The organism is Amycolatopsis sp. NPDC045836, from assembly GCF_056431745.1.
In genome coordinates, this window is sequence record NZ_JBWKKF010000002.1 from 18,019 (window position 1) to 37,697 (window position 19,679).

18 protein-coding genes and 1 tRNA gene are annotated in these 19,679 nt (G+C 69.4%); 9 read left to right on the top strand and 10 right to left on the bottom strand.

Going from position 1 to position 19,679, the window contains the following annotated elements; genetic code table 11:
• Nucleotides 1-407: 407 nt before the first annotated feature.
• A complete protein-coding gene (locus tag AC07EG_RS02750) occupies nucleotides 408-2,159 on the bottom strand; it encodes a serine/threonine-protein kinase (protein WP_478251252.1) in 1,752 nt (583 codons plus the stop codon).
• 232 nt (nucleotides 2,160-2,391) lie between these two features.
• On the opposite strand from AC07EG_RS02750, the gene AC07EG_RS02755 reads away from it, so the two are divergent.
• Both AC07EG_RS02755 and AC07EG_RS02760 read left to right on the top strand, forming a co-directional pair.
• Nucleotides 2,392-4,266 (top strand): propionyl-CoA synthetase, encoded by a 1,875-nt coding sequence (locus AC07EG_RS02755; RefSeq protein ID WP_478251253.1) that lies wholly within the window; start codon nucleotides 2,392-2,394, stop codon nucleotides 4,264-4,266.
• 131 nt (nucleotides 4,267-4,397) lie between these two features.
• The gene (locus AC07EG_RS02760) at nucleotides 4,398-6,014 is read left to right on the top strand and encodes a beta-N-acetylhexosaminidase (protein WP_478251254.1); all 1,617 of its coding nucleotides are present in this window, start codon (nucleotides 4,398-4,400) and stop codon (nucleotides 6,012-6,014) included.
• 1 nt (nucleotide 6,015) lies between these two features.
• Here AC07EG_RS02760 and AC07EG_RS02765 read toward each other — a convergent pair whose 3' ends face one another.
• Together AC07EG_RS02765 and AC07EG_RS02770 are read right to left on the bottom strand one after the other, a co-directional pair.
• Complete coding sequence (locus tag AC07EG_RS02765; protein WP_478251255.1) at nucleotides 6,016-6,606, bottom strand: TetR/AcrR family transcriptional regulator; 591 nt, start codon at nucleotides 6,604-6,606, stop codon at nucleotides 6,016-6,018.
• Entirely contained in the window at nucleotides 6,596-7,291 is a 696-nt protein-coding gene (locus tag AC07EG_RS02770; protein ID WP_478251256.1) for an MOSC domain-containing protein, read from the bottom strand. Before AC07EG_RS02770 ends, AC07EG_RS02765 begins: the two co-directional genes overlap by 11 nt.
• A 115-nt stretch (nucleotides 7,292-7,406) precedes the next feature.
• On the opposite strand from AC07EG_RS02770, the gene AC07EG_RS02775 reads away from it, so the two are divergent.
• A complete protein-coding gene (locus AC07EG_RS02775) occupies nucleotides 7,407-8,219 on the top strand; it encodes an SGNH/GDSL hydrolase family protein (protein WP_478251257.1) in 813 nt (270 codons plus the stop codon).
• The gene (locus tag AC07EG_RS02780; protein ID WP_478251259.1) at nucleotides 8,186-8,758 is read left to right on the top strand and encodes a TetR/AcrR family transcriptional regulator; all 573 of its coding nucleotides are present in this window, start codon (nucleotides 8,186-8,188) and stop codon (nucleotides 8,756-8,758) included. The genes AC07EG_RS02775 and AC07EG_RS02780 overlap by 34 nt, the downstream gene beginning before the upstream one ends.
• On the opposite strand, the gene AC07EG_RS02785 is transcribed toward AC07EG_RS02780, so the two are convergent.
• From AC07EG_RS02785 to AC07EG_RS02805, 5 genes are all read right to left on the bottom strand, one after another.
• On the bottom strand, nucleotides 8,731-10,788 hold the full coding sequence (locus tag AC07EG_RS02785; protein WP_478251260.1) for an MMPL family transporter: 2,058 nt from the start codon (nucleotides 10,786-10,788) through the stop codon (nucleotides 8,731-8,733). The genes AC07EG_RS02780 and AC07EG_RS02785 overlap by 28 nt on opposite strands.
• A gap of 95 nt (nucleotides 10,789-10,883) precedes the next feature.
• Nucleotides 10,884-11,552 carry a response regulator gene (locus tag AC07EG_RS02790; protein WP_478251261.1) on the bottom strand — a complete coding sequence of 223 codons (669 nt, stop codon included), beginning with the start codon at nucleotides 11,550-11,552 and terminating at the stop codon, nucleotides 10,884-10,886.
• A complete protein-coding gene (locus tag AC07EG_RS02795) occupies nucleotides 11,549-12,610 on the bottom strand; it encodes a sensor histidine kinase (RefSeq protein ID WP_478251262.1) in 1,062 nt (353 codons plus the stop codon). The genes AC07EG_RS02790 and AC07EG_RS02795 overlap by 4 nt, the downstream gene beginning before the upstream one ends.
• A 4-nt stretch (nucleotides 12,611-12,614) precedes the next feature.
• Entirely contained in the window at nucleotides 12,615-13,154 is a 540-nt protein-coding gene (locus AC07EG_RS02800) for a dihydrofolate reductase family protein (RefSeq protein ID WP_478251264.1), read from the bottom strand.
• 24 nt (nucleotides 13,155-13,178) lie between these two features.
• Nucleotides 13,179-13,784: a TetR/AcrR family transcriptional regulator gene (locus tag AC07EG_RS02805; protein ID WP_478251265.1), complete on the bottom strand. Its 606-nt coding sequence runs from the start codon at nucleotides 13,782-13,784 to the stop codon at nucleotides 13,179-13,181.
• Between the two features lie 87 nt (nucleotides 13,785-13,871).
• On the opposite strand from AC07EG_RS02805, the gene AC07EG_RS02810 reads away from it, so the two are divergent.
• From AC07EG_RS02810 to AC07EG_RS02830, 5 genes are all read left to right on the top strand, one after another.
• Nucleotides 13,872-14,489, top strand: coding sequence for an NAD(P)-dependent oxidoreductase (locus AC07EG_RS02810; RefSeq protein WP_478251266.1), 618 nt, complete (start codon nucleotides 13,872-13,874; stop codon nucleotides 14,487-14,489).
• Between the two features lie 29 nt (nucleotides 14,490-14,518).
• Entirely contained in the window at nucleotides 14,519-15,310 is a 792-nt protein-coding gene (locus AC07EG_RS02815; protein WP_478251267.1) for a nuclear transport factor 2 family protein, read from the top strand.
• A 253-nt stretch (nucleotides 15,311-15,563) separates the two neighbouring features.
• A complete protein-coding gene (locus AC07EG_RS02820; RefSeq protein ID WP_478251268.1) occupies nucleotides 15,564-16,505 on the top strand; it encodes a ParA family protein in 942 nt (313 codons plus the stop codon).
• Nucleotides 16,502-17,161 carry a hypothetical protein gene (locus AC07EG_RS02825; protein WP_478251269.1) on the top strand — a complete coding sequence of 220 codons (660 nt, stop codon included), beginning with the start codon at nucleotides 16,502-16,504 and terminating at the stop codon, nucleotides 17,159-17,161. The genes AC07EG_RS02820 and AC07EG_RS02825 overlap by 4 nt, the downstream gene beginning before the upstream one ends.
• Nucleotides 17,162-17,167: 6 nt before the next feature.
• The gene (locus AC07EG_RS02830; RefSeq protein ID WP_478251270.1) at nucleotides 17,168-18,538 is read left to right on the top strand and encodes a restriction system modified-DNA reader domain-containing protein; all 1,371 of its coding nucleotides are present in this window, start codon (nucleotides 17,168-17,170) and stop codon (nucleotides 18,536-18,538) included.
• Between the two features lie 117 nt (nucleotides 18,539-18,655).
• On the opposite strand, the gene AC07EG_RS02835 is transcribed toward AC07EG_RS02830, so the two are convergent.
• Together AC07EG_RS02835 and sepX are read right to left on the bottom strand one after the other, a co-directional pair.
• Nucleotides 18,656-18,728 (bottom strand) — tRNA-Ala (locus tag AC07EG_RS02835).
• 52 nt (nucleotides 18,729-18,780) lie between these two features.
• The gene (sepX, locus tag AC07EG_RS02840; protein WP_478251271.1) at nucleotides 18,781-19,596 is read right to left on the bottom strand and encodes a divisome protein SepX/GlpR; all 816 of its coding nucleotides are present in this window, start codon (nucleotides 19,594-19,596) and stop codon (nucleotides 18,781-18,783) included.
• Nucleotides 19,597-19,679 lie beyond the last annotated feature (83 nt).

The following is a 19,679-nucleotide window of genomic DNA, read 5'->3' on the forward strand; positions in this document are numbered from 1 at the left end:
AGCAACCAACCCACACACCCACAGAGACCAAGCACAAGAAACCCCCGGCGAACCCGACCACCAGCCGGGCCACTCACCAAAACCCCACCTCAAGCAACCAACCCACACACCCACAGAGACCAAGCACAAGAAACCCCCGGCGAACCCGACCACCAGCCGAGCCACTCACCAAAACCCCACCTCAAGCAGCCAACCCACACACCCACCCAGACCAAGCACAAGAAACCCCCCGGCGAACCCAACCGCCGGCCGGGGCCAGCCACCGGAGCCATCGCCCAGACCCCCACCCCGCCCCGGTCCACCGCCAAAAACACGGCGAAGACCCCGATGTCAAGGCATCTTTCCCGCCTTGACATCGGGGTCTTCGCCGTAGTCACAATGAAAAACCGGGGCGTATGAGAAACCTGCTAACGAGCCCGCGGCACCACCCGCGTAACCGGCCCATCCGGCGACTTCCCCGCCCGCGACAGCCACCCCTCGACTTCCTTCCGCACCGAAGCCAGCGTCGGGCGGCGGCGGGGTTCCGGGTCCAGCGAGGCGATCAGCAACCGCGAGTGCACGCTCCGCGAAGGCAGCTTGTTCGCCGGTTCCGCCCGCGCCGCGGCCATCAGCGCCGCCATCGGGGTTTCCCGCGTGCCCCGCGGCGGCTGGCCCGACAACGCGTAACTGACCGTCGCTGCCAGCTGCCAGGCGTCCGAGGCGGGCGAAGCCGGGGCGCCCGCGGCCGTCTCCGGGGCGGTGAAGTCCGGCGTCCCGATCATCATGCCGGTCGCGGTCAGCGCCGAGTCGCCCTTGCTGCGCGCGATGCCGAAGTCGATCAGGTGCGCGATGCCCGCCGGGTCGAGGATGACGTTCGACGGTTTCACGTCCCGGTGCAGCACACCCTTCTCGTGCGCCGCCGACAGCGCGCCGGCCATGGTCGCCCACAGCCGTCCCGCGGCGACGTCGTCCAGCGGGCCGCCGGTGTCCACGGCGGCACCCAGCGGCTGCCCCTCCAGGTACTCCATCACCAGCGCGAGCCCGTCCGGCTCCTCGACCAGGTCGTAGACCTTCACGCAGTTCGGGTGGTTCACCACGGCCAGCGCCCGCGCCTCGCGCTGCATCCGCTCCACGGTGTCCCGGTCCGGTGCGTGCGCGATCTTCAGCGCGATGGTGCGGCCGAGCTGGTTGTCCACGGCCTCCCACACGGTGCCGAACCCGCCGTGCCCGAGCCGCCGCACCCGCCGGTACCGCCCGCTGCCCTGGCTGCTCGAACCGGGCGGAACGGGCATCGGCCCCGGGGTGTTCGCCAAACCGGGGCTCGGTGACGGCTGTGACGGCTGCGGCTCGGGTGCCTGCGCCAGCGCGGTCTTCGGGTACTCCTTCGGCGGCGCCGGCGGGGGCAGCTGCTGCTTCTGCGACGGCGGCGGCACGTACGGTGGCGGCGGCTGCCGCGGCGGCTCCACCGGACGCCGCTCCGGCGGCCGTTCCGACCGCTGCAGCGTCGACCAGGCGGGCGGCCCGACCAGCGCCACCGGCATGATCCCCAGCACGATCACCGGCAGGAAGCCGAGCCACAGGTGCACCGCGGTGTTCGCGGAGGTCCCGATGCTGAAGAAGAACATCAGCACGAACGGGATCCAGAAGAACCGCGACGGCCACTTCGGCCCGCGGCGCAGCGCCGTGCGCGCCAGCAGCATGATGAACAGCAGGGTCAGCGCGGGCAGCCCGATCAGCGCACCCAGGTAGTAGCCGTAGGCCAGCCCGCCGGACGGGTAGAACAGCGCCTCGTAGACGTTCTGGCCGCCGCCGAGGTAGTCGCTCTGCTTGCCGATGAACTCGCAGCGGTTGTTGCCCAGCTCCTCCATCAGCCCGGCGGACAGGTCGGCCGACTCGCCGGCCCGCACCGCGCTGAAGTTGCTCGACACCCCGATGAACAGCAACCACGGCATGATCAGCGTGAAGAACCCGGCGACCAGGCCGAACACGGCCATCATCGTCGGGTCGTACCGGTTACCGGTGAACTTCCGGATCAACGCGACGATCACCGCGCCCGCCACCGGGAACAACGCGATCAGCGCGCCCGCCATGCTGGTCGCCCACACCGCGCCACCCGGGCAGAAACCAGGCCCGAACACCTCGTATGCGAACGACAGCAACGAGCTCGCGAATGAATCCACTCCCCGCTCCGCTCCTTGTTGTTGCCGTGCTACCCGACTCCAGTATGTCGGGTCGGTCGTTGGACGCCGCTGTCACCCGCCAGGTTCATCACGCCACGGACACGGGTGCCTGCGGTGAGCGGGTCAGCCTACCGGCCGACCGGGCGTTCTCGCAGGTCAACCGCATTCCCTTCGCCCGCGTCCGGCCCGGGTACAAGATGGTCTCGCCGGATCGAGAACGAGGAGGTCCCCGATGGCCCAGTACGCCGAAACCTACCAGCGGAGCATGACCGATCCCGAGGGTTTCTGGCTGGAGGCGGCCGAGGCGATCGACTGGACCAGGAAGCCCACCCGCGCGCTGGACGACTCCGCCGCCCCGCTCCACCGCTGGTTCCCGGACGGCGAGCTGAACACCTCCCACAACGCGCTCGACCGGCACCTCGCCGACCGCGGGGACCAGGCCGCCCTCATCTACGACTCCCCCGTCACCGGGACCCAGCGGACCTACACCTACCGCGAGCTGCACGCGGCCGTCGCCCGCTTCGCCGGCGCCCTGCGTGGGCTGGGCGTCGAACGCGGTGACCGGGTGATCGTCTACCTGCCGATGGTGCCCGAGGCGGTGGTCACGATGCTGGCCTGCGCGCGGCTCGGCGCGGTGCACTCGGTGGTCTTCGGCGGCTTCGCGCCCAAGGAGCTGGCGGCCAGGGTCGAGGACGCCAAGCCGAAGGTCATCGTGGCCGCGTCCTGCGGCATCGAGCCCACCCGGGTGGTCGAGTACAAGCCGATCATCGAGGAGGCGCTGCGCGGCACCGAGCACCAGCCCGACCACGTCGTGGTGTTGCAGCGCGACGCCGCCCGCGCCGAGCTCGGCGAGCGCGACGTCGACTGGGACGAGCTGGTCGAGGACGCGTCACCGGTCGATCCGGTGCCGGTCGCTGCGACCGACCCGCTGTACGTGCTCTACACCTCGGGCACCACCGGCAAGCCGAAGGGCGTCGTGCGCGACACCGGCGGGCACGCGGTGGCGCTGGCCTGGTCGATGGGCGCGATCTACGACATCCACCCCGGCGACGTCTGGTGGACCGCCTCCGACGTGGGCTGGGTGGTCGGGCACTCCTACATCGTCTACGCGCCGCTGCTGATCGGCGCCACCACGCTGTTGTACGAGGGAAAGCCCGTCGGCACCCCGGACGCGGGCGCGTTCTGGCGGGTCATCGCCGAGCACCGGGTGAAGGCGTTGTTCACCGCGCCGACCGCGTTGCGCGCGATCAAGAAGGTCGACCCGGACGCGGCGGAACTGGCGAAGTACGACCTGGCGGGCTTCCGGACGCTGTTCCTCGCGGGGGAACGCCTCGACCCCGAGACCTACCACTGGGCGAAAGAAAAACTGGGTACCCCGGTGATCGACCACTGGTGGCAGACCGAGACCGGCTGGCCGATCTCGGCGAACCCCCGCGGGCTCGAACCCCTGCCGGTGAAGCCGGGCTCGTCGACCGTGCCGGTGCCCGGGTACGACGTGCGCATCCTGGACCAGGAGGGCAACGACCTGCCGGCCGGCCGCGAAGGCGCCATCGCGATCAGGCTCCCGTTGCCGCCGGGCACCCTGCCGACGCTCTGGGGGGACGACGACCGGTATGTCGAGGCTTACCTCTCGCGTTACGAAGGCCATTACCTCACCGGCGATTCCGGATATCTCGACGAAGACGGCTATCTGTTCGTGATGGGCCGCACCGACGACGTCATCAACGTGGCCGGGCACCGCCTGTCGACGGGTTCGATGGAGGCCGTGCTCGCCGCGCACCCGGCGGTGGCCGAATGCGCGGTCATCGGCGTGCGCGATTCGCTGAAGGGTCAGCTGCCCAGGGGCTTCGTCGTGCTCAAGTCCGGTGTGGACATCGACGAAGCGTTGCTGCGCGAGGAACTCGTCGCCGCGGTGCGCCGCGACATCGGCCCGGTGGCCGCCTTCCGCGACGTGTCGGTTGTGGACGCGCTGCCGAAGACCCGGTCCGGCAAGATCCTCCGCAAGACCATGCGGGGCATCGCCGACGGCCGCGACGAGCCGGTGCCCTCGACGATCGAGGACCCGGCGGTGCTTGACGCACTGCGTTCCGTCCTGCGCAGCGAGTGATCATCCGGTTACGCATTTCCCCGCTCGCCGGACGAAGTGAAAATTCCTCAACCCCACCAACGGCCGTTGTGCTGTTCGATTTATTGGTCTATACCTTTATGCACTCTTAGTCTCCCTGCCGGAGGTGCTCCGTGAGGAAGCGTTTGTCCTTGTCCGCCTTGCTCGGTGCGGCCGCGCTGGCCGTGTCGGCGGTGGCCGCTCCGGGAGCCGCCGCCGCGGCTCCCGAGGAGGTGTCGGCCCAGTCGAATTCGGGCGGAACCCAGCTGGCCGACGTGTTGCCCGCGCCGGTCGAAGTCAAGCCCAACGGGCACACGAAGTTCTGGCTGACCCCGCTCAGCCAGATCCGGACCCAGCCGGGTTCGAAGGAGGCCAAGCAGGTCGGCGAGTACCTGGCCGGACTGCTGCGGCCGGCCACCGGTTACCCGCTCAAGGTCAGCTCCGGTCCGTCCTGGTTCCCCGGCATCTCGCTGCTCATCGGCGGTGCCGACCAGCGCATCGGTGACCAGGGCTACCAGCTCGACTCCGGCCTCGCCGGGGTGACCATCCGGGCCAACTCCGCGGCCGGGCTGTTCAACGGCGTGCAGTCGCTGCGCCAGCTGTTCGGCCCGCGGATCGAGGCCGACACCCCGCAGCGCACCGCCTGGTCGGTGGCCGGCGGGCGAATCGTGGACTACCCGCGCTTCGGCTACCGCGGTGCGTTCCTGGACCTGGCCCGGCACTTCCACACGCCGGACGAGATCCGCACCTACATCGACCACGTGGCTCAGTACAAGATCAACTACCTGCACCTGCACCTGACCGACGACCAGGGCTGGCGCATCCAGATCGACAGCTGGCCGAAGCTGACCACGGTCGGCGGCGGCCCGGGCACCGGCGTGGACGGCGTCGGCGCGGGCTACCTGACCAAGGCCGACTACGCGGCGCTGAACAAGTACGCGGCCGAGCGGCAGATCACCATCGTGCCCGAGATCGACATGCCGGGGCACACCAACGCCGCGCAGTCCACCTACGCCGAGCTGAACTGCGACGGGATCGCCCCGCCGCCGCGCACGGACATCGAGGTCGGCTACTCCTCGCTGTGCATCGACGACGAGCTGACCTACAAGTTCGTCGAGGACGTCATCCGCGAACTGGCGGCCATGACCCCCGGCCCGTACCTGCACATCGGCGGGGACGAGGCGCACGCGACCACGGACGAGGACTTCAAGAAGTTCATGGAGCGCGTCATCCCGATGACGGCCAAGTACGGCAAGAAGCCGTTCGGCTGGCACGAGATCGCCAAGGCCAACTCGCCGGCCACCACCACCCCGCAGTACTGGTGGAGCACGCCGGACGGCGACGCCGCGGTGGCCGAGGCCGTCAAGCGGGGCAGCAAGGTCCTGGTTTCGCCTGCCAACAAGGCGTACCTGGACATGAAGTACGACGAGAACACCAAGCTGGGCCTGAAGTGGGCCGGTTACATCGAGGTGCAGACCGCCTACGAGTGGAACCCGGGCACCATCGTCCCGAACGTGCCGGAGTCCTCCGTGCTGGGTGTGGAAGCCCCGCTGTGGTCGGAGACCCTGCGGAACATCGAGGACATCGAGTTCATGGCGTTCCCGCGGCTCACCGCGATCGCCGAACTCGGCTGGTCGCCGCAGGCCAAGCACAACTGGGAGAACTACCGCGACCGGCTGGCGAAGCAGGGTCCGCGGCTGAGCGCCCAGGACATCAACTTCTACCGGTCCCCGCAGATCGACTGGAAGTAGTTCAGCGCAGTTGAGCCAGGCGGGCGCGGATTCCGATCCGCGCCCGCCGGTATGCGTCCTTGTCCCCGTGCAGCACCGAAGCCGCGTTCGCGTTGCGCGCCAGGGCTTCGATCTCGAAGACGACCTGTTCCGCGTCGGTGTCGAGGCTGTCCAGGCCGTCGAGCGCGTCGACCAGCAGCCTGGTCCAGTTCCGGCTCCTGGCGACCAGCGCGTCGTGCACCCGCCCGTCCCGGGCGTCGTATTCGGCGGTGGCGTGGAAGAAGAAGCAGCCGCCGGGGAAGATCCGCGCCGCCGAGTAGTCCAGCCAGCGCTCGCACAACTCGCTGAACCGGTCCAGACCACTCAGCGAAGCGGGCACCCGGTCGACCACGTGCGCGGTGAAGATCGCGTCCGCCGCGTCGATGGTGGCGAGTTGCAGTTCTTCCTTGGAACCGAAGCAGGCGAACACCCCGCTCTTGCTCAACTCCAGTTCGGCGGCGAGCCTGCCGATGGACAGCCCGTCGAGCCCCTCCACGGACGCGATGTCGACGGCGCGCCGGAGCACGGCCCGCCGGGTCGCGTCCCCGCGCAGGACTCGGCCGTCAACCGGCATCCCGCGCCCCCACGCGGCTCAGCTTGTGCAGCAGGCCCTGGCGGAACTGCTCCGCGAGCGCCGGCGTCTTGATCGCCCGGTGCGCCAGGTCGAGGTAGCCCGCCCGCTGGTCGGCGTCGAGGTTGGCCGGGTTGGCGTAGAGGATCAGGTACAGCTCGCTGATCGTCGGATTCGCTTCGTCGCGGTCGACCAGGGTGAGCGCACCGGAGGTGGGCACCGTGCCGGTCCGCCGCACCCGCAGGTACCAGCCGCTGCGCCCGGAGTCGATCATCGCCGCGATGATGTCCTTGCGCCCGGCGCGCATACCCAGCTTGAAGCACGGCGTGCGGGGCTGGGACACCTCCACCAGCGCGTCACCCCAGGTGAACCGGTCACCGATGCGGATGGTGTCCTCGACGGCGCCGAGCAGCGACAGGTTCTCGCCGACCGACCCCGCCTCCATGCCGAAGCCGTCGGCGTCCCAGCCGCGGTAGTGCTCGGCCGGATAGGCGTAGACGGCCTTGTCCGGGCCGCCGTGCACGCCGAGGTCGGCCTGCCCGTCACCGGCGAGGTTGACCTCGGCGAGTTCGAGGTGCGCCTCGGCGGTCCGGGTTTTGGTGATGCCGCTGAGCACGGGCTCGCCGCGCTGGTGGCCCAGCACCCTGGGCCGCCCGATGAAAACCCCGTTGATCAGCAGTTCGGTCATGGCCAGGAAATTAGCACGACCGTTCGTGCGAAGGCAGCGGTTTCCAAGTAGACAGCGTCTACATCGATTTGCTACAAAATGGGACCCGGTTGAACGCACGGTGACGGAGAGATGAATGGGCTACGAACGCTTTGTCGCGCTCGGTGACAGCTGCACGGAGGGGCTCGACGACCCGCATCCCGCGGGCGGGCCCTACCGCGGCTGGGCCGACCTCGTCGCCGCCCGGCTGGCCATGGACGAGCCCCGGTTCCGCTACGCCAACCTCGGCGTGCGCGGCCGCCGGCTGGACCAGATCACCGCCGAGCAGGTACCCGCGCTGCCCGCGCTCGAACCCGACCTGGTGGCGTTGTTCGGCGGTGCCAACGACGTGCTCACCGGCGCGGGCCCGGCCGAACTCGGCCGCCGGGTGGACACCGCGGTCCGCCGGGTCACCGAACTCGCGCCGAAGGTCGTGTTGTTCACGCTGAGCGACATTTCGCACCGGATGCCGTTCGGCAATCGCTTGCGACCCCGGATCGAGTCACTCAACGAAGCCATCCGCCAGGCCGCCGCGGACCACGGCACGCTGCTCGTCGACCTCTGGCCGGACCGCGCCGCCGACGACCTGCGGTACTTCGGCCGCGACCGCCTGCACCTGTCCGACCTCGGGCACCGGCGGCTGGCGGCGCACCTGCTCAACGCGCTCGCGGTGCCGTTCGAGCCGAGCTGGCTGGCCGACCTCCCCGGCGACCCGGCCCGGCCGACCACCCGCGCGCACGCGGAATGGGTGTGGCACGTGGTGCGCCCGGTCGCCGTCACCCGGGTCCGCAACCGGCTGATCGGCCGCTCCCCCGGTGACGGCTTCCGGCCCAAGCGCCCCGAACTCCGGCCCGTCTCCGCCGAGGAAATCCGGGCATGGATCGCCGCCCCGCTCCCCGGCAACGCCTGATCGCGAGCGCGGTCGCCCTGCTGGCCGCCGAGGGGGTGGAGGCGGTCACGCTGCGCGGGATCGCCAAGCACACCGGCGTTTCGCACGGCGCCCCGCTGCGGCACTTCACCGGCCGCGCCGAGCTGCTCTCCGCCGTGGCCGCCACCGGGTTCGGCGAGCTGTACACCCGGCGCGAGGGCCTGCCCACCGGACCGCCACGGGACCGGCTGGTCGCCGCGTGCCGCGCGTACGTCGGCTTCGCACTGGACAACCCGGCGATGTTCGAGCTGATGTTCCGGCACGACCTGCTCGACACCGCCGATCCCGAACTCGCCCGCGCCAGCAGCGCCGTCTTCGACTTCTTCGCCGAACTGGTCGGCGCCGCTTCGGCCTCGGCCGCCGACCCGAGGCCCGCCGCCGCCTCGCTGTGGGCCGCCCTGCACGGACTGGCCGAACTGTGGTTGTGGGGCGGGCTCGCCGAGGCCAGCTTCGCGCCGTCGATCGACGTGCCGCTGGCGGTCACCCTCGACGCCTACGTCGGCGTGCTCACCGGGGCCTGATCGGAGCGTTCCAGCGCCACCCGCGGCAGTCGCCGGTCCAGCCAGGACGGCAGCCACCAGGCCCGCGTGCCGAGCAACCGCATCACCGCGGGCACGACCAGGCAGCGGATCACCACCGCGTCCAGCAGCACCGCCACCGCCAGGCCGAGGCCGAACTGCTGGAGCATGCGGTCCGAGCTGAGCACGAAGGCGCCGAACACCACGATCATGATCCCGGCCGCCGCGGTGATCACCCCGCCGGTGTTCGCCAGCCCCTCCCGCACCGCGCGGGCCGCGTCACCCGTGCGCCGCCACTCCTCGTGCATGCGCGAGACCAGGAACACCTCGTAGTCCATGGACAGCCCGAACACGATGGCGAAGATCATCACCGGCACGAACGCCTCGATCGGCCCCGGCTGCGCGCCGAACCAGCCTTCGCCGAACACCAGGGTCATCACGCCGAGCGAAGCCCCGATGCCCAGCAGGTTCAGCACGGCCGCCTTCAGCGGCACCAGGATCGACCGGAACACCACCAGCAGCAGCAACGCCGACAGCCCGACCACCACGCCGATGAACAGCGGCAGCCGCTCGGCGACCGCGGTGGCGAAGTCGTCCGCGGCCGCGGTGGCCCCGCCGAGGAGGTAGTTCCCGCCGGTCCGCGCCTCCAGCGACGGCAGCACCTCCCCACGCAGCCGCGTGACCAGCTCGTGCGTCGCCTCGTCCTGCGGACCGCTCGCCGGGAAGACCAGCGTGGTGGCCACCGGCCCGGCCGACGGCGGCGTCGTGGTGCCCGCCACCCCCGGCGTGGTCGCCAGCACCTGCCCGAGCGCGGCCGGGTCACCGCCGTCGGACACCACCACCAGCGGCCCGTTGAAACCCGGCCCGAAGCCCTCGGCGAGCAGGTCGTACGCCTGGCGCGTGGTCTGCTCCGGCGACTCGGTGCCGGCGTCGGCGAACCCGAGCCGCATGCCCAGCGCGGGCAGCGACAGCACCCCGAGCGCGGCCACCGCGAGCAGCAGCGGCGCCCACGGGCGGCGCTGCACCAGCGCACCCCACCGCCGCCACCGGTCGCCGTGCGCCTTGCCGCGCTTGCTGACCGCCCGTTCGATCCGGCCGCCGAACACGGTGAGCAGAGCGGGCAGCAGGGTGACCGCCGCGACCATGGTGAGCAGCACGGTCATCGCCACCGCCAGCGCCACCCCGCGCAGCGAACCCAGGCCCAGCACCAGCAACCCGGCCAGCGCGATGATCACCGTCAGCCCGGCGAACAACACCGACCGGCCCGCGGTGTCCAGCGCCCTCCTGGTGGCCTCGTCCCGATCCGTGCCGTCGAGGATTTCCGTGCGGTACCGGGAAAAGATCAGCAGCGCGTAGTCGATGCCGACCCCGAGGCCGACCAGCACCATCAGGTACGGCACGTAACCGGGCAGCGTGAACACGTGGGACGCCAGCACGATCACGCCGAGCGAACCGCCGACCGCAAAAACCGCGGTGAGCACCGGCAGGCTCGCGGCCAGGAACGAGCCGAACATGAACACCAGGATCACCAGTGAGGCCAGCAATCCCGCGCCTTCGGCTGGTCCGCCACCGCCTTCGACCGCCGCCCGGACCGCGTCACCACCCAGCGCGACGGTCAATCCGTCCCCTTCGGCCGCCTTCGCCGCGTCGATGAGGCGTCGGGTGTCCTCGACCGCGATGCCCTCGGGCAACGGCACGGTCGCGTAGGCGATGTGGCCGTCCTCGGAGAACTGCAGCGGGCTGGCCGGGTAAGGCAATTGCGCGAGCATCCGCTCCACCCGGCCGGCCGGGACACCGTTGTCGTGGCGCACCACGATCTGCGCGGATTCGCCCACCGCACCGCCGAAGCGGTCCTGCAACTCCTGCGATTCCGTGCCCGGCAGCGCGTGGTCGTCCTCGTAGGCGCTGCCGACGGCCTGCGAGGCGAAGGTGATCGCGGCGAGCACCACGATCCACAGCACGATGGCCGGCGCGCGGTGCCGCTGCGACCATTCCGCGAGCCGTTCGAACCGGCTCCGTTCCGTTGTTTTCACGGCGACCAGGTAACGGCAGCGACCCCGGTCGCGTCGTCATGCCAACGGGCCGATCCGCGGTACCCCGGGAGTTGTTCCCTACGGGCGATCCCGTACTACCCGGGTTGCGTCCACCGGGGGGTCACCATGGCCGCCTCGTAGGCGAGCACCACCAGCTGCGCGCGGTCGCGGGCGTCCACTTTGGTCATGATGCGGCTGACGTGGGTCTTGGCGGTGGCCGGGCTGAGCACCAGCCGGCGGGCGATCTCGTCGTTCGACAGCCCGGCCGCGACCAGGGTCATCACCTCGCGCTCGCGTTCGGTCAGCGAGTTCAGCCGCGGGCTCGGTTCCGGCCGGGTCACCCGGCAAGCGAACTCCGCGATCAGGCGGCGGGTGACCGACGGCGCCAGCAGCGCGTCCCCGCGCGCGACCACCCGCACGCCGTGGATCAGTTCGGTCGGCTCGGTGTCCTTGACCAGGAATCCGCTGGCCCCCGCGCGCAACGCGCCGTAGACGTATTCGTCGAGGTCGAAGGTGGTCAGGATGATCACCTTCGGCCCGTCCCGGTCGCGGGCGAGCAGGCGGCGGGTGGCCGCCAGCCCGTCCAGCCGCGGCATCCGGATGTCCATCAGCACCACGTCCGGGCGCAGTTCGGCGGCCAGGCCCAGCACCGCCTCACCGTCGGCCGCCTCGCCGACCACGGTGATGCCGGCTTCGCCGTCCAAAATGGACTTGAAGCCGGCGCGGACCAGGGTCTGGTCGTCGGCCAGCAGGACCCGGATCACCGCCGTCCGCCGATCGGCAGCCGGGCGTGCACGGCCAGCCCGGTGCCGCGGTCGGGCAGGGCCAGCTCCCCGCCGGCGGCCCGCGCCCGTTCACGCATGCCGCGGATGCCGTGGCCGGGGGTGATCGGCCCGCCGGACCCGTTGTCCTCGATCTCCACGCGCACCTCGTGTTCGCCGTACCGGACCCGCACCACGACGGTACTCGCGCCGGAGTGCCGGATCGCGTTCGTCAGCGCTTCCTGCACGATGCGGTAGGCGGCCAGCCCGGTCTCCGGCGGCACCGGCCGGGGTTCGGCCAGTTCGGCGGTCACGGTCAAGCCCATCGCTTCGGCGTGGGCGAACAGCTCGTCGAGGCGGTCGAGCCCGGGTGCGGTGGCCACGGGGGTCCGGAGCACGTCCAGCGTGGCACGCAGTTCACGCAACGCCTCCTGGCCCGCCTGCTTGATCGCGGTCAGCGCCCCGGTCGACTGCTCGGCGTTCCCGGCGTGCAGCGCGGCCCCGGCCTGCACGGTGATCAGCGAGAGGTGGTGCCCGAGCGCGTCGTGCAGTTCGCGGGCGATGCGCAGGCGTTCCTCGGTGGCCCGGCGCCGCGCCTCCTCCTCACGGCCCAGCTCGACCTGCCGCTTGACCCGGCCGAGCGCGAGCATGGCGACGATCCAGCCGAGCAGCATGAACATCGCGACGTCGCCGACGTGCCGGTGGGGGCTCGCCAGTTCCCCGCCCAGCGTCGCCACCACGGTGATCCCGGCAACCACCGCCGCGGCACGGAGGTGCCCCTCGGCCGAAAGCGTGTACAACGCCAGCATCAGCGTGAGCAGCACGGGACTGCCCGCGCCGATCAGCGGGTAGTACAGCCCGACGCCGAGCACGGTGGCCACCGCGACCGGCACCGGGTAGCGCCGCCGCAGCGCCAGCACCGCGCAGCTGAGCACGATCAGCACCACGCCGAGCGGTTCCACCGACCCGTTCCGCGCGAGCGTGTAGGTCAGCACGACCACCAGCACGAGCCCGGCCAGCACCACGTCGCCCGCCGGGCCCTTCGGCCACCACCGGTTCACCCGGTCATCGAACCACCGGGCGGTAGACGATGCGGACCGCACCACCGGGGAACTGCTCGGACTCGGCCACCTCGAAGTTGACCTGGGTGTCGTCGAACAGGCGCTCGCCCTTGCCCAGCACGGTCGGGTGGACCAGCAGCTCCAGCTCGTCGAGCAGGCCCTCGGCGAGCAGCCAGCGGACCACGCTGACGCTGCCGGAGACCAGGATGTCACCGCCGTCGCGGGTCTTCTCCTCGGCCAGCTTCGCCGCGGCGTCCTCGTTGAGCAGGGTCGACGGCGTCCAGTCGACCGAGGTCAGCGTGGTGGACAGGACCAGCTTCGGCACGCTGTTCAGCACGCCCGCCAGCGCGTCCTCGGTCTCGTTCGGCCAGTGGGAGGCGAAGATCTCGTAGGTCTTGCGGCCGAGCAGGAGCGCACCGGCCTCGGTGAACCGCGCGCCGGTGACCTCCCCCATCCGGTCGTCGAAGAACGGTCCCTGCCAGGTTTCCGGTGCCTCGACCACCCCGTCCAGCGAGATGAAGAGGCTCGCAACAATCTTTCGCATGCAGGCAGGGTCACCGACGGGGCTCTACGCGCGCTCGAGAAGGCCAATACCGTCGAGCAGGGTGCGCACCCAGGTCTCGGCCAGCCGCCGCCGGGTGGCCTCGTCGTCGTGCCGCTGGTCGAAGTTGCTCAGGAACCCGTGTTGCAGGCAGGCGCCGAGCAGCAGGTCGGCGGCGGCGCGCGGATCGGCCTCGGCGCTGATCCGGCCGCCGCGCTGCTCGGCTTCGAGGTAGGCGGTGAGCAGGTCGCCGACGTGCCGCGGACCCTTGCCGCGGTCGTGCACCACCTCGCGGTGCGCGGTGAGCAGGTGGGGGTCGGAGAACAGCGACGCCGCGATCGGGAAGGTCTGCCCGTAGAAGGCGATCGCCGCGTGGGCGAACTCGACCAGCACGCGCTCCACCGGGTCGGCGCCGACGCGTTCCGGCAGGCTGCCCATCAGTTTGGCCAGCCCGCTCGGCATCCGCTCCTCCAGCACCGCGAGGAACATGTCGGTCTTGTCGCGGAAGTGCTTGTACAGCGCGGCTTCGGAGAACCCGGCCGCCTTCGCGATCTCCTTGGTGGTCGCCTTCGCGAGCCCGTGGGAACGCATCACCTGCGCGGCCGCGTCGAGGATCCGGTCACGCGTGCTCACGGGTGCCTCCAGGTTTGACGTAAGTAAGTGCTCACCCACTATAGTGGTTAGTGAACACTCACCAACCTACCGAGGGACGGAACCGCCATGAAGATCACCGTTTTCGGGGCCAGCGGGGCCACCGGCAAGCACGTGCTGACGCAGGCGCGCGCCGCCGGGCACCAGGTCACCGCCGTGGTCAGGGCTCCGTCGAAGGTGTCCGGCGTGACCGTGGTGGAAGCCGACGTCCTCGACCCCGCCGCCATCGAACCGGCGGTGGCCGGCGCGGATGCCGTGGTTTCGGCGCTGGGCACGCGGAACGGCCGCGGCCCCACCACCATCTGCGCCGACGGCGCCGCCAGCGTCATCCGCGCCATGACCGCCGCCGGCACCCGGCGCCTGGTCGTCGTCAGCGCCGCGGGCATTTCGAAGGAGGGCGACGACCCGCTGACCCGGGTGCTGGTCAAGCCGATCGTGCAGCGGATCCTGCGTCACCCGTTCGCCGACCTGACCCGCATGGAGGAGCTGGTGCGCGCCAGTCCGCTGGACTGGACGATCATCCGCCCGCCCCGGCTCACCGAAGGTCCACGCAGCGCCTACCGCACCGCCGTCGACCAGGGCCTGCGCCGCGGCTTCCGCATCTCCCGCGCGAACCTGGCCCACGCCATCCTCGAAGCGGTCCCGGACCCGGCCACCCGCGGAAAGGTGCTGACCGTCGCGCGATGAGTTCGGCCCGCTCGCCGGGTTACAGGTGCATGAGCGAAGAAATCCGCACCCTCATCGAGCAGTGGGCCACCGCCGCGCACCAGGGCGACCTGCCCGGTGTGCTGGCCTCGCACACCGACGACGTGGTGATGTTCGACGTACCCGCCAACGCCCACGGCCTCACCGCCTACCGCGACACCTGGCCCGCCTTCTTCGAATGGCAGGCGAACGGGGCGGTGTTCGAAATCGAATCGCTGGAGGTCACCGCCGGTTCGGACGTGGCTTACGCGTTCGCCCTGCTGCGTTGTGGCCTGCCCCCGGAAATCGGTGACCAGCGCCTGCGCCTGACCTTCGGGCTGCGCAAGGTCGCGGGCCAATGGCACATCGCCCACGAACACCATTCGTTCCCCTTTGCGTCGGACGGGGAGGACCAGGTCCGCGCCATTCACACCGCCTGGTTCGACGCCACCGCCCGCAAGGACATCGACGGCATCATGGCCCACATCGCCGACGACGTCGTTTCCTACGAACACGAGGCGCCCCTGCAATACGTCGGCGCCGCGGCTGTGCGGGAGGTGTGCCGAACGGGCCTGGACCGCAGCACGGGTTCGGTCACCTGGACCGTGCCCGCCCTCACCGTCCTCGCCAGGGATGACCTGGCCGTCACCTGGGGCCTGAACCACATGACCGCCGACCTCCCCGACGGCACCCCCGCCGAATCCCACTCGCGAGGCACCCGAATCTTCCAGCGGCGCGGCGGCCGGTGGCAAATGATCCACCAGCACGTCTCGTACCCGTTTGACCCCACCACCGGCGAGTCCACGACAAATCTGACGGAATAGTTGCAAATCAGGCACCGCCCGTGACCTCTTTTCCGAGGAAAATTGACAGTTGATCTGTTCCGACTCCGGGCGGTGCCCGATTCAACGTCTTGAGTACGACGAATGGCCCATCCCCAGAGCACGTTCGTGTTGACCTTCGGACTCGCCGGTTGCCTCCCGCACGAGAAATCTGCGAAGGTCTTCGGTGCCTCATCAGCGAGCAGAACCGATCAGGTTCACCGGCGCCGGACACGAGACCACCGGGGAGACGCACATGCGGGTTGTCGCGGTCATGAACTACAAAGGTGGGGTGGGCAAGACCACCCTCACCGCGAATCTCGGCGCGGTCGCCGCAAGCCGCGGTCTCCGCGTGCTGCTCATCGACCTCGATCCACAGACGAACCTGACCTTCTCCTTCTACTCGATCGACGACTGGCATGATCGACTCGCGGACCACCTGACGATCAGAACCTGGTATGGCGGCGAAATGCCGGGCCGGGACAGCCCACTGGCCGATCTCGTCGTCACACCGGAGCGGGTCAACGAAGCACTGGAGAACACCGGCGGGCGGCTCGACCTGCTTTCCTCCCACCTCGGCCTGATCGACATCGACCTCGAACTCGCCGCCCAACTGGGCGGGACCACCACGCTCGACGGATCGAAGCGGAGGTTTCTGGACCTGCACGGCTGCCTCCGGCGGGCGCTCGGCGAGAGCCACTTCGCGCAATACGATCTGGTGCTGATCGACTGCGCCCCGAACTTCGGCTTGGTCACCAAGACAGCCATCGTGGCCAGTGACCGAATTCTCGTCCCCGCCAAGGCGGACTACCTGTCCACGCTCGGCTTGGACTACCTGGCAGGCAACTGCGAGAGCTTGGTACAACAGTTCAACGATTTCGTCAACCACAAGCGCAGCGGAGAACACCAAACTATCAATCCCGAGTTTCTGGGAGTGGTTTTCACCATGGTGCAGATCTACTCGCAACAGGTCACCCTCGCCCAAGCGCCTTACATCGACGCGGTCCGTGAAAATTCCCAGGTACCCGTGCTGGAGGCCACGATCCGCAACAGCCCTCGCCACTTCGGGGACTCCGGCGAAAGCGGCGTACCCGTCATGCTGCGTGCTACTCACAAAGATGAAGTCGTACAGGAGTTCGAGCAACTGGCCGACGAAGTACTGGACGCACTCGAGTTGTCTCCAGGCGGCCAGCGATGAACGACCTGAAGAGATTCGTGGCACTGCAGGCCCGGCTGTACGCATTTCTGGATGAACAGGATGAGGCCACCCTTCAGTCGATCGCCAACGGAACAGCACAACTGGCCGTGGTGGGTACTGTTGAAAAACCGAGCGACAACGCCCGAATCCTTCCCTCCAGCGACCCTTTTCAAGCAGCACAACGCCTTTCAGAGTTGACCTCACCGCAAGAAAGGCGAATTTACTTGACCGAGGCTGAACTGAAGATACCCGGACTGCGCAAAGTAGCCAAGCTGCTCGACCTCACCGGCTACAGCAAATTGACTCGGAGCGGCCTCATCAACCTTTTGGCAGACCACGGTCACACCTCGACAGCCGAACCACCCGAGTCGACCGGCAACACCACGAGAGCACGGAAAGACCAGCTACCGGCCAAACCAGCGGAACCGAGCGCCGAGGTGGTGGCGATCGCCTCGCACCTGCGCAAAACCGAGACCGAAGACCAGGGCGCAACCTACCTTCGTGCACAAAACCTGACTCGGGAGGACCTGCTCGCCATCGCCACCGAGTTGAACTTGACGCGAGTTGATCGCTTGAGTCGAAAAGAGCTCGAAAAGAGGGTGCTCAAACAGGCCATCGGGGACCGGCGCAAGTTCGCCGGCCTGCGGAAGTGGTGAGCAGCGGTGGGCGAACGGACCGCGAACCAGCAGAACGGCAGCCGCTCGATGTACTTGATCGGCGGTCGCCGCGTGACGATTCGCGACCTGATGGAGGCCGGGCTGCTCCAGGCGGGGGCGAAGCTCAAGTTCGAGCGCAGTCGCATCGGTGCGACCTTCCACGCCACGGTGACCGATGAAGGCCGGATTCGCCTCGAGTCCGATGGGAAGGAGTTCCGCTCGCCCTCTCGAGCGGCCGTGGTCGCGGCCGGGATGCGGGCGGTCGACGGCTGGCGGGCGTGGCGGGTGGTCGATCAGGACCGTCTGCTGGACGCCGTGCGCCAGGAGTTGCTCGACCAGGAGATCACCACCGTGGCAGCGGTGGCCAACCAGCGCAATGAGGACACCGCACGCCAGCGCATCCACGAGTGGCTGCGGCAAGCACGCGCGCGGGCCGATGGGGGGAGTCCCGAGCGCTTCTCGGTTCGCGACCTGCTGGAGAACTGGGGAGCTACGGATCGCGGTGGCGACCAGATCAGCCGGATCGAGGCCGATCTGGCCAACCACGGCTTGGTCACCTCGCCGAGCTTCCGAGCGGTGACCCTGGAGACGGAGGTCCTGCTGACCACACCGCCCGCGGAGTCCGATGAGTCGCCGGACACGGAAGACGACGGCGACGAGGATCTCAACGTGCGCCTCACCGTGGGAAACCTGACCCCGCTCCGTGGAGTCGGCGCTGTCGCGCCCGACAGCTGCTTCGAAGAGGCGATCACCATAATGCACCTGAACGACTACTCACAGCTGGCTGTGCTGAGCGGTGAGCGGAACCTGCGCGGTGCCGTGACCTGGCGCTCGATCGCCCAGGCGATGCACCGCAGATCGGATGCGGGCTTCGCCGACGCCATCGTCCGGCACGTGGAAGTCGTCGCGTATGACCGCAATCTGTTCGATGTGCTGCCCACACTGCAACAACGTGATTTCGTTTTCGTGTGGAACGAAAGCAAGGAGATCAAGGGCATCGTCACCGCCGCGGACGTGGCACGCCGCTTCGGCGCGATGGCCATGCCGTTCTTCCAGGTGGGTGAACTGGATCAGACGCTGAGGTGGGTGGTGAGCCGCACGGTGGACCTGCCCACCGTCGAGGCGCTCTGCCACCGGAAGATCGGCAGCTTCGACCAACTCGCCATCGGTGACTACGAACGCGTGCTGGAAAACCGGGACGTCTGGGCAAAGCTGGGCTGGCCGCTGGACCGAGCCAGTTTCATCGCGCGTTTGAGGGAGATCCGGCACATCCGCAACAAGGTCATGCACTTCCACCCCGACCCGGTCGCCGAAGACGCCGTCGACCAACTGCAGCGGTTCAACAGTCTGCTGCACCGCTACCGAACACCGACCTGAGCACCTCGCGTGGTGGTTCTAGATGGCGCCTCGATCGAATCCGGGAGTTGCCCCGAGGTGATGACGGAACGCAAAAGGCCCTTCCCAGTGATCCCGGGAAGGGCCTTTGACCTGCTGTGGAGCTGAGGGGAATCGAACCCCTGACCTTCTCGATGCGAACGAGACGCGCTACCAACTGCGCTACAGCCCCTGAAAGCTTGCTCAGCATAACAGTGGCTGCCGACCGCTCGAGCCGGGGGGTCCTATTCGCCGGAGGCCCGGCGGAAGGACCGCTGACCTGGGTCGTCGAGTTCGTGGAAGGCCGGGTCCTCGTCCTCCGGGTCGACGACGACGGCGTGCCGCCGCAGGCGCGAGGTGGGTGACGGCTTGCGCGCCGGGATCTCCCGGCGCGGCGGCCGCGGGGCCACCGGTTCCTCGGCCTGGCTCTCCTCGGGCACCGGGCGCCGGGTGACGCGGGTGCCGGCGTTCAGCCGCGACAGGCGCCGCTGCCGGATCTCGTTTTCGATCCGGACCTGCCGTCGCAGGTACGCGAGGTACCCGACGAGCACCAGGTCGACCGCGCCGTGCCCCCACCACACCAGTGGCGTCAGGAACGCGGCCAGCCCGGCGGTGACCACGGCGAGCACGAGCAGGACGACCACCACGCGCTGCCGGTAGGCGTACTTCGCCCTCGCCGCGATCTCCGCGGCCTCCGGGTCGTAGCCCCCGCGACCCGGCCGGTACTGGCGGCCGCTCTCGCGCGGCTGCGGCAACGGCGGCAGGTCCCGTCCCTCCGGGGCGGACTCCACGTCGTCGAGCTCGTCGAGGTCGTCCACCTCGTCGTCGAGATCGGCTTCGACCTCGTCGTACTCGTCGTCGGCGTCATCGTCGCGTTTTCCGGAATCGGACATCGCGAACTCCTCTCGCCCCTCGTGGCGTGTGCTCCCGCTCCGCACGACCCTGGCGGCCAACGCGGAGTCGGCGGTGCGCGCGATCTCCTGGCGCTTGCGCGCGATCATGGGAACGAGGACGACGAGCCATGCCGCGGCCAGCGCGACGATGATCAACGAGCTTGGCATCTCCCGTCACCTCCCCCGACGTGAACTCCTTCGTTCGTCACGTTAGTCACAGGAGTAACAGATCTCCGGAAGGCTCGCCGGTT

Coding starts and splice junctions, on each gene's coding strand:
- AC07EG_RS02780 (WP_478251259.1), top strand. CDS start 8,186: ATGGATCGCCGCCCCGCTCCCCGGCAACGCCTGATCGCGAGCGCGGTC.
- AC07EG_RS02820 (WP_478251268.1), top strand. CDS start 15,564: ATGCGGGTTGTCGCGGTCATGAACTACAAAGGTGGGGTGGGCAAGACC.
- AC07EG_RS02765 (WP_478251255.1), bottom strand. CDS start 6,606: ATGCCGGTTGACGGCCGAGTCCTGCGCGGGGACGCGACCCGGCGGGCC.
- AC07EG_RS02815 (WP_478251267.1), top strand. CDS start 14,519: ATGAGCGAAGAAATCCGCACCCTCATCGAGCAGTGGGCCACCGCCGCG.
- AC07EG_RS02810 (WP_478251266.1), top strand. CDS start 13,872: ATGAAGATCACCGTTTTCGGGGCCAGCGGGGCCACCGGCAAGCACGTG.
- AC07EG_RS02770 (WP_478251256.1), bottom strand. CDS start 7,291: ATGACCGAACTGCTGATCAACGGGGTTTTCATCGGGCGGCCCAGGGTG.
- AC07EG_RS02755 (WP_478251253.1), top strand. CDS start 2,392: ATGGCCCAGTACGCCGAAACCTACCAGCGGAGCATGACCGATCCCGAG.
- AC07EG_RS02825 (WP_478251269.1), top strand. CDS start 16,502: ATGAACGACCTGAAGAGATTCGTGGCACTGCAGGCCCGGCTGTACGCA.
- AC07EG_RS02775 (WP_478251257.1), top strand. CDS start 7,407: ATGGGCTACGAACGCTTTGTCGCGCTCGGTGACAGCTGCACGGAGGGG.
- AC07EG_RS02800 (WP_478251264.1), bottom strand. CDS start 13,154: ATGCGAAAGATTGTTGCGAGCCTCTTCATCTCGCTGGACGGGGTGGTC.
- sepX (WP_478251271.1), bottom strand. CDS start 19,596: ATGCCAAGCTCGTTGATCATCGTCGCGCTGGCCGCGGCATGGCTCGTC.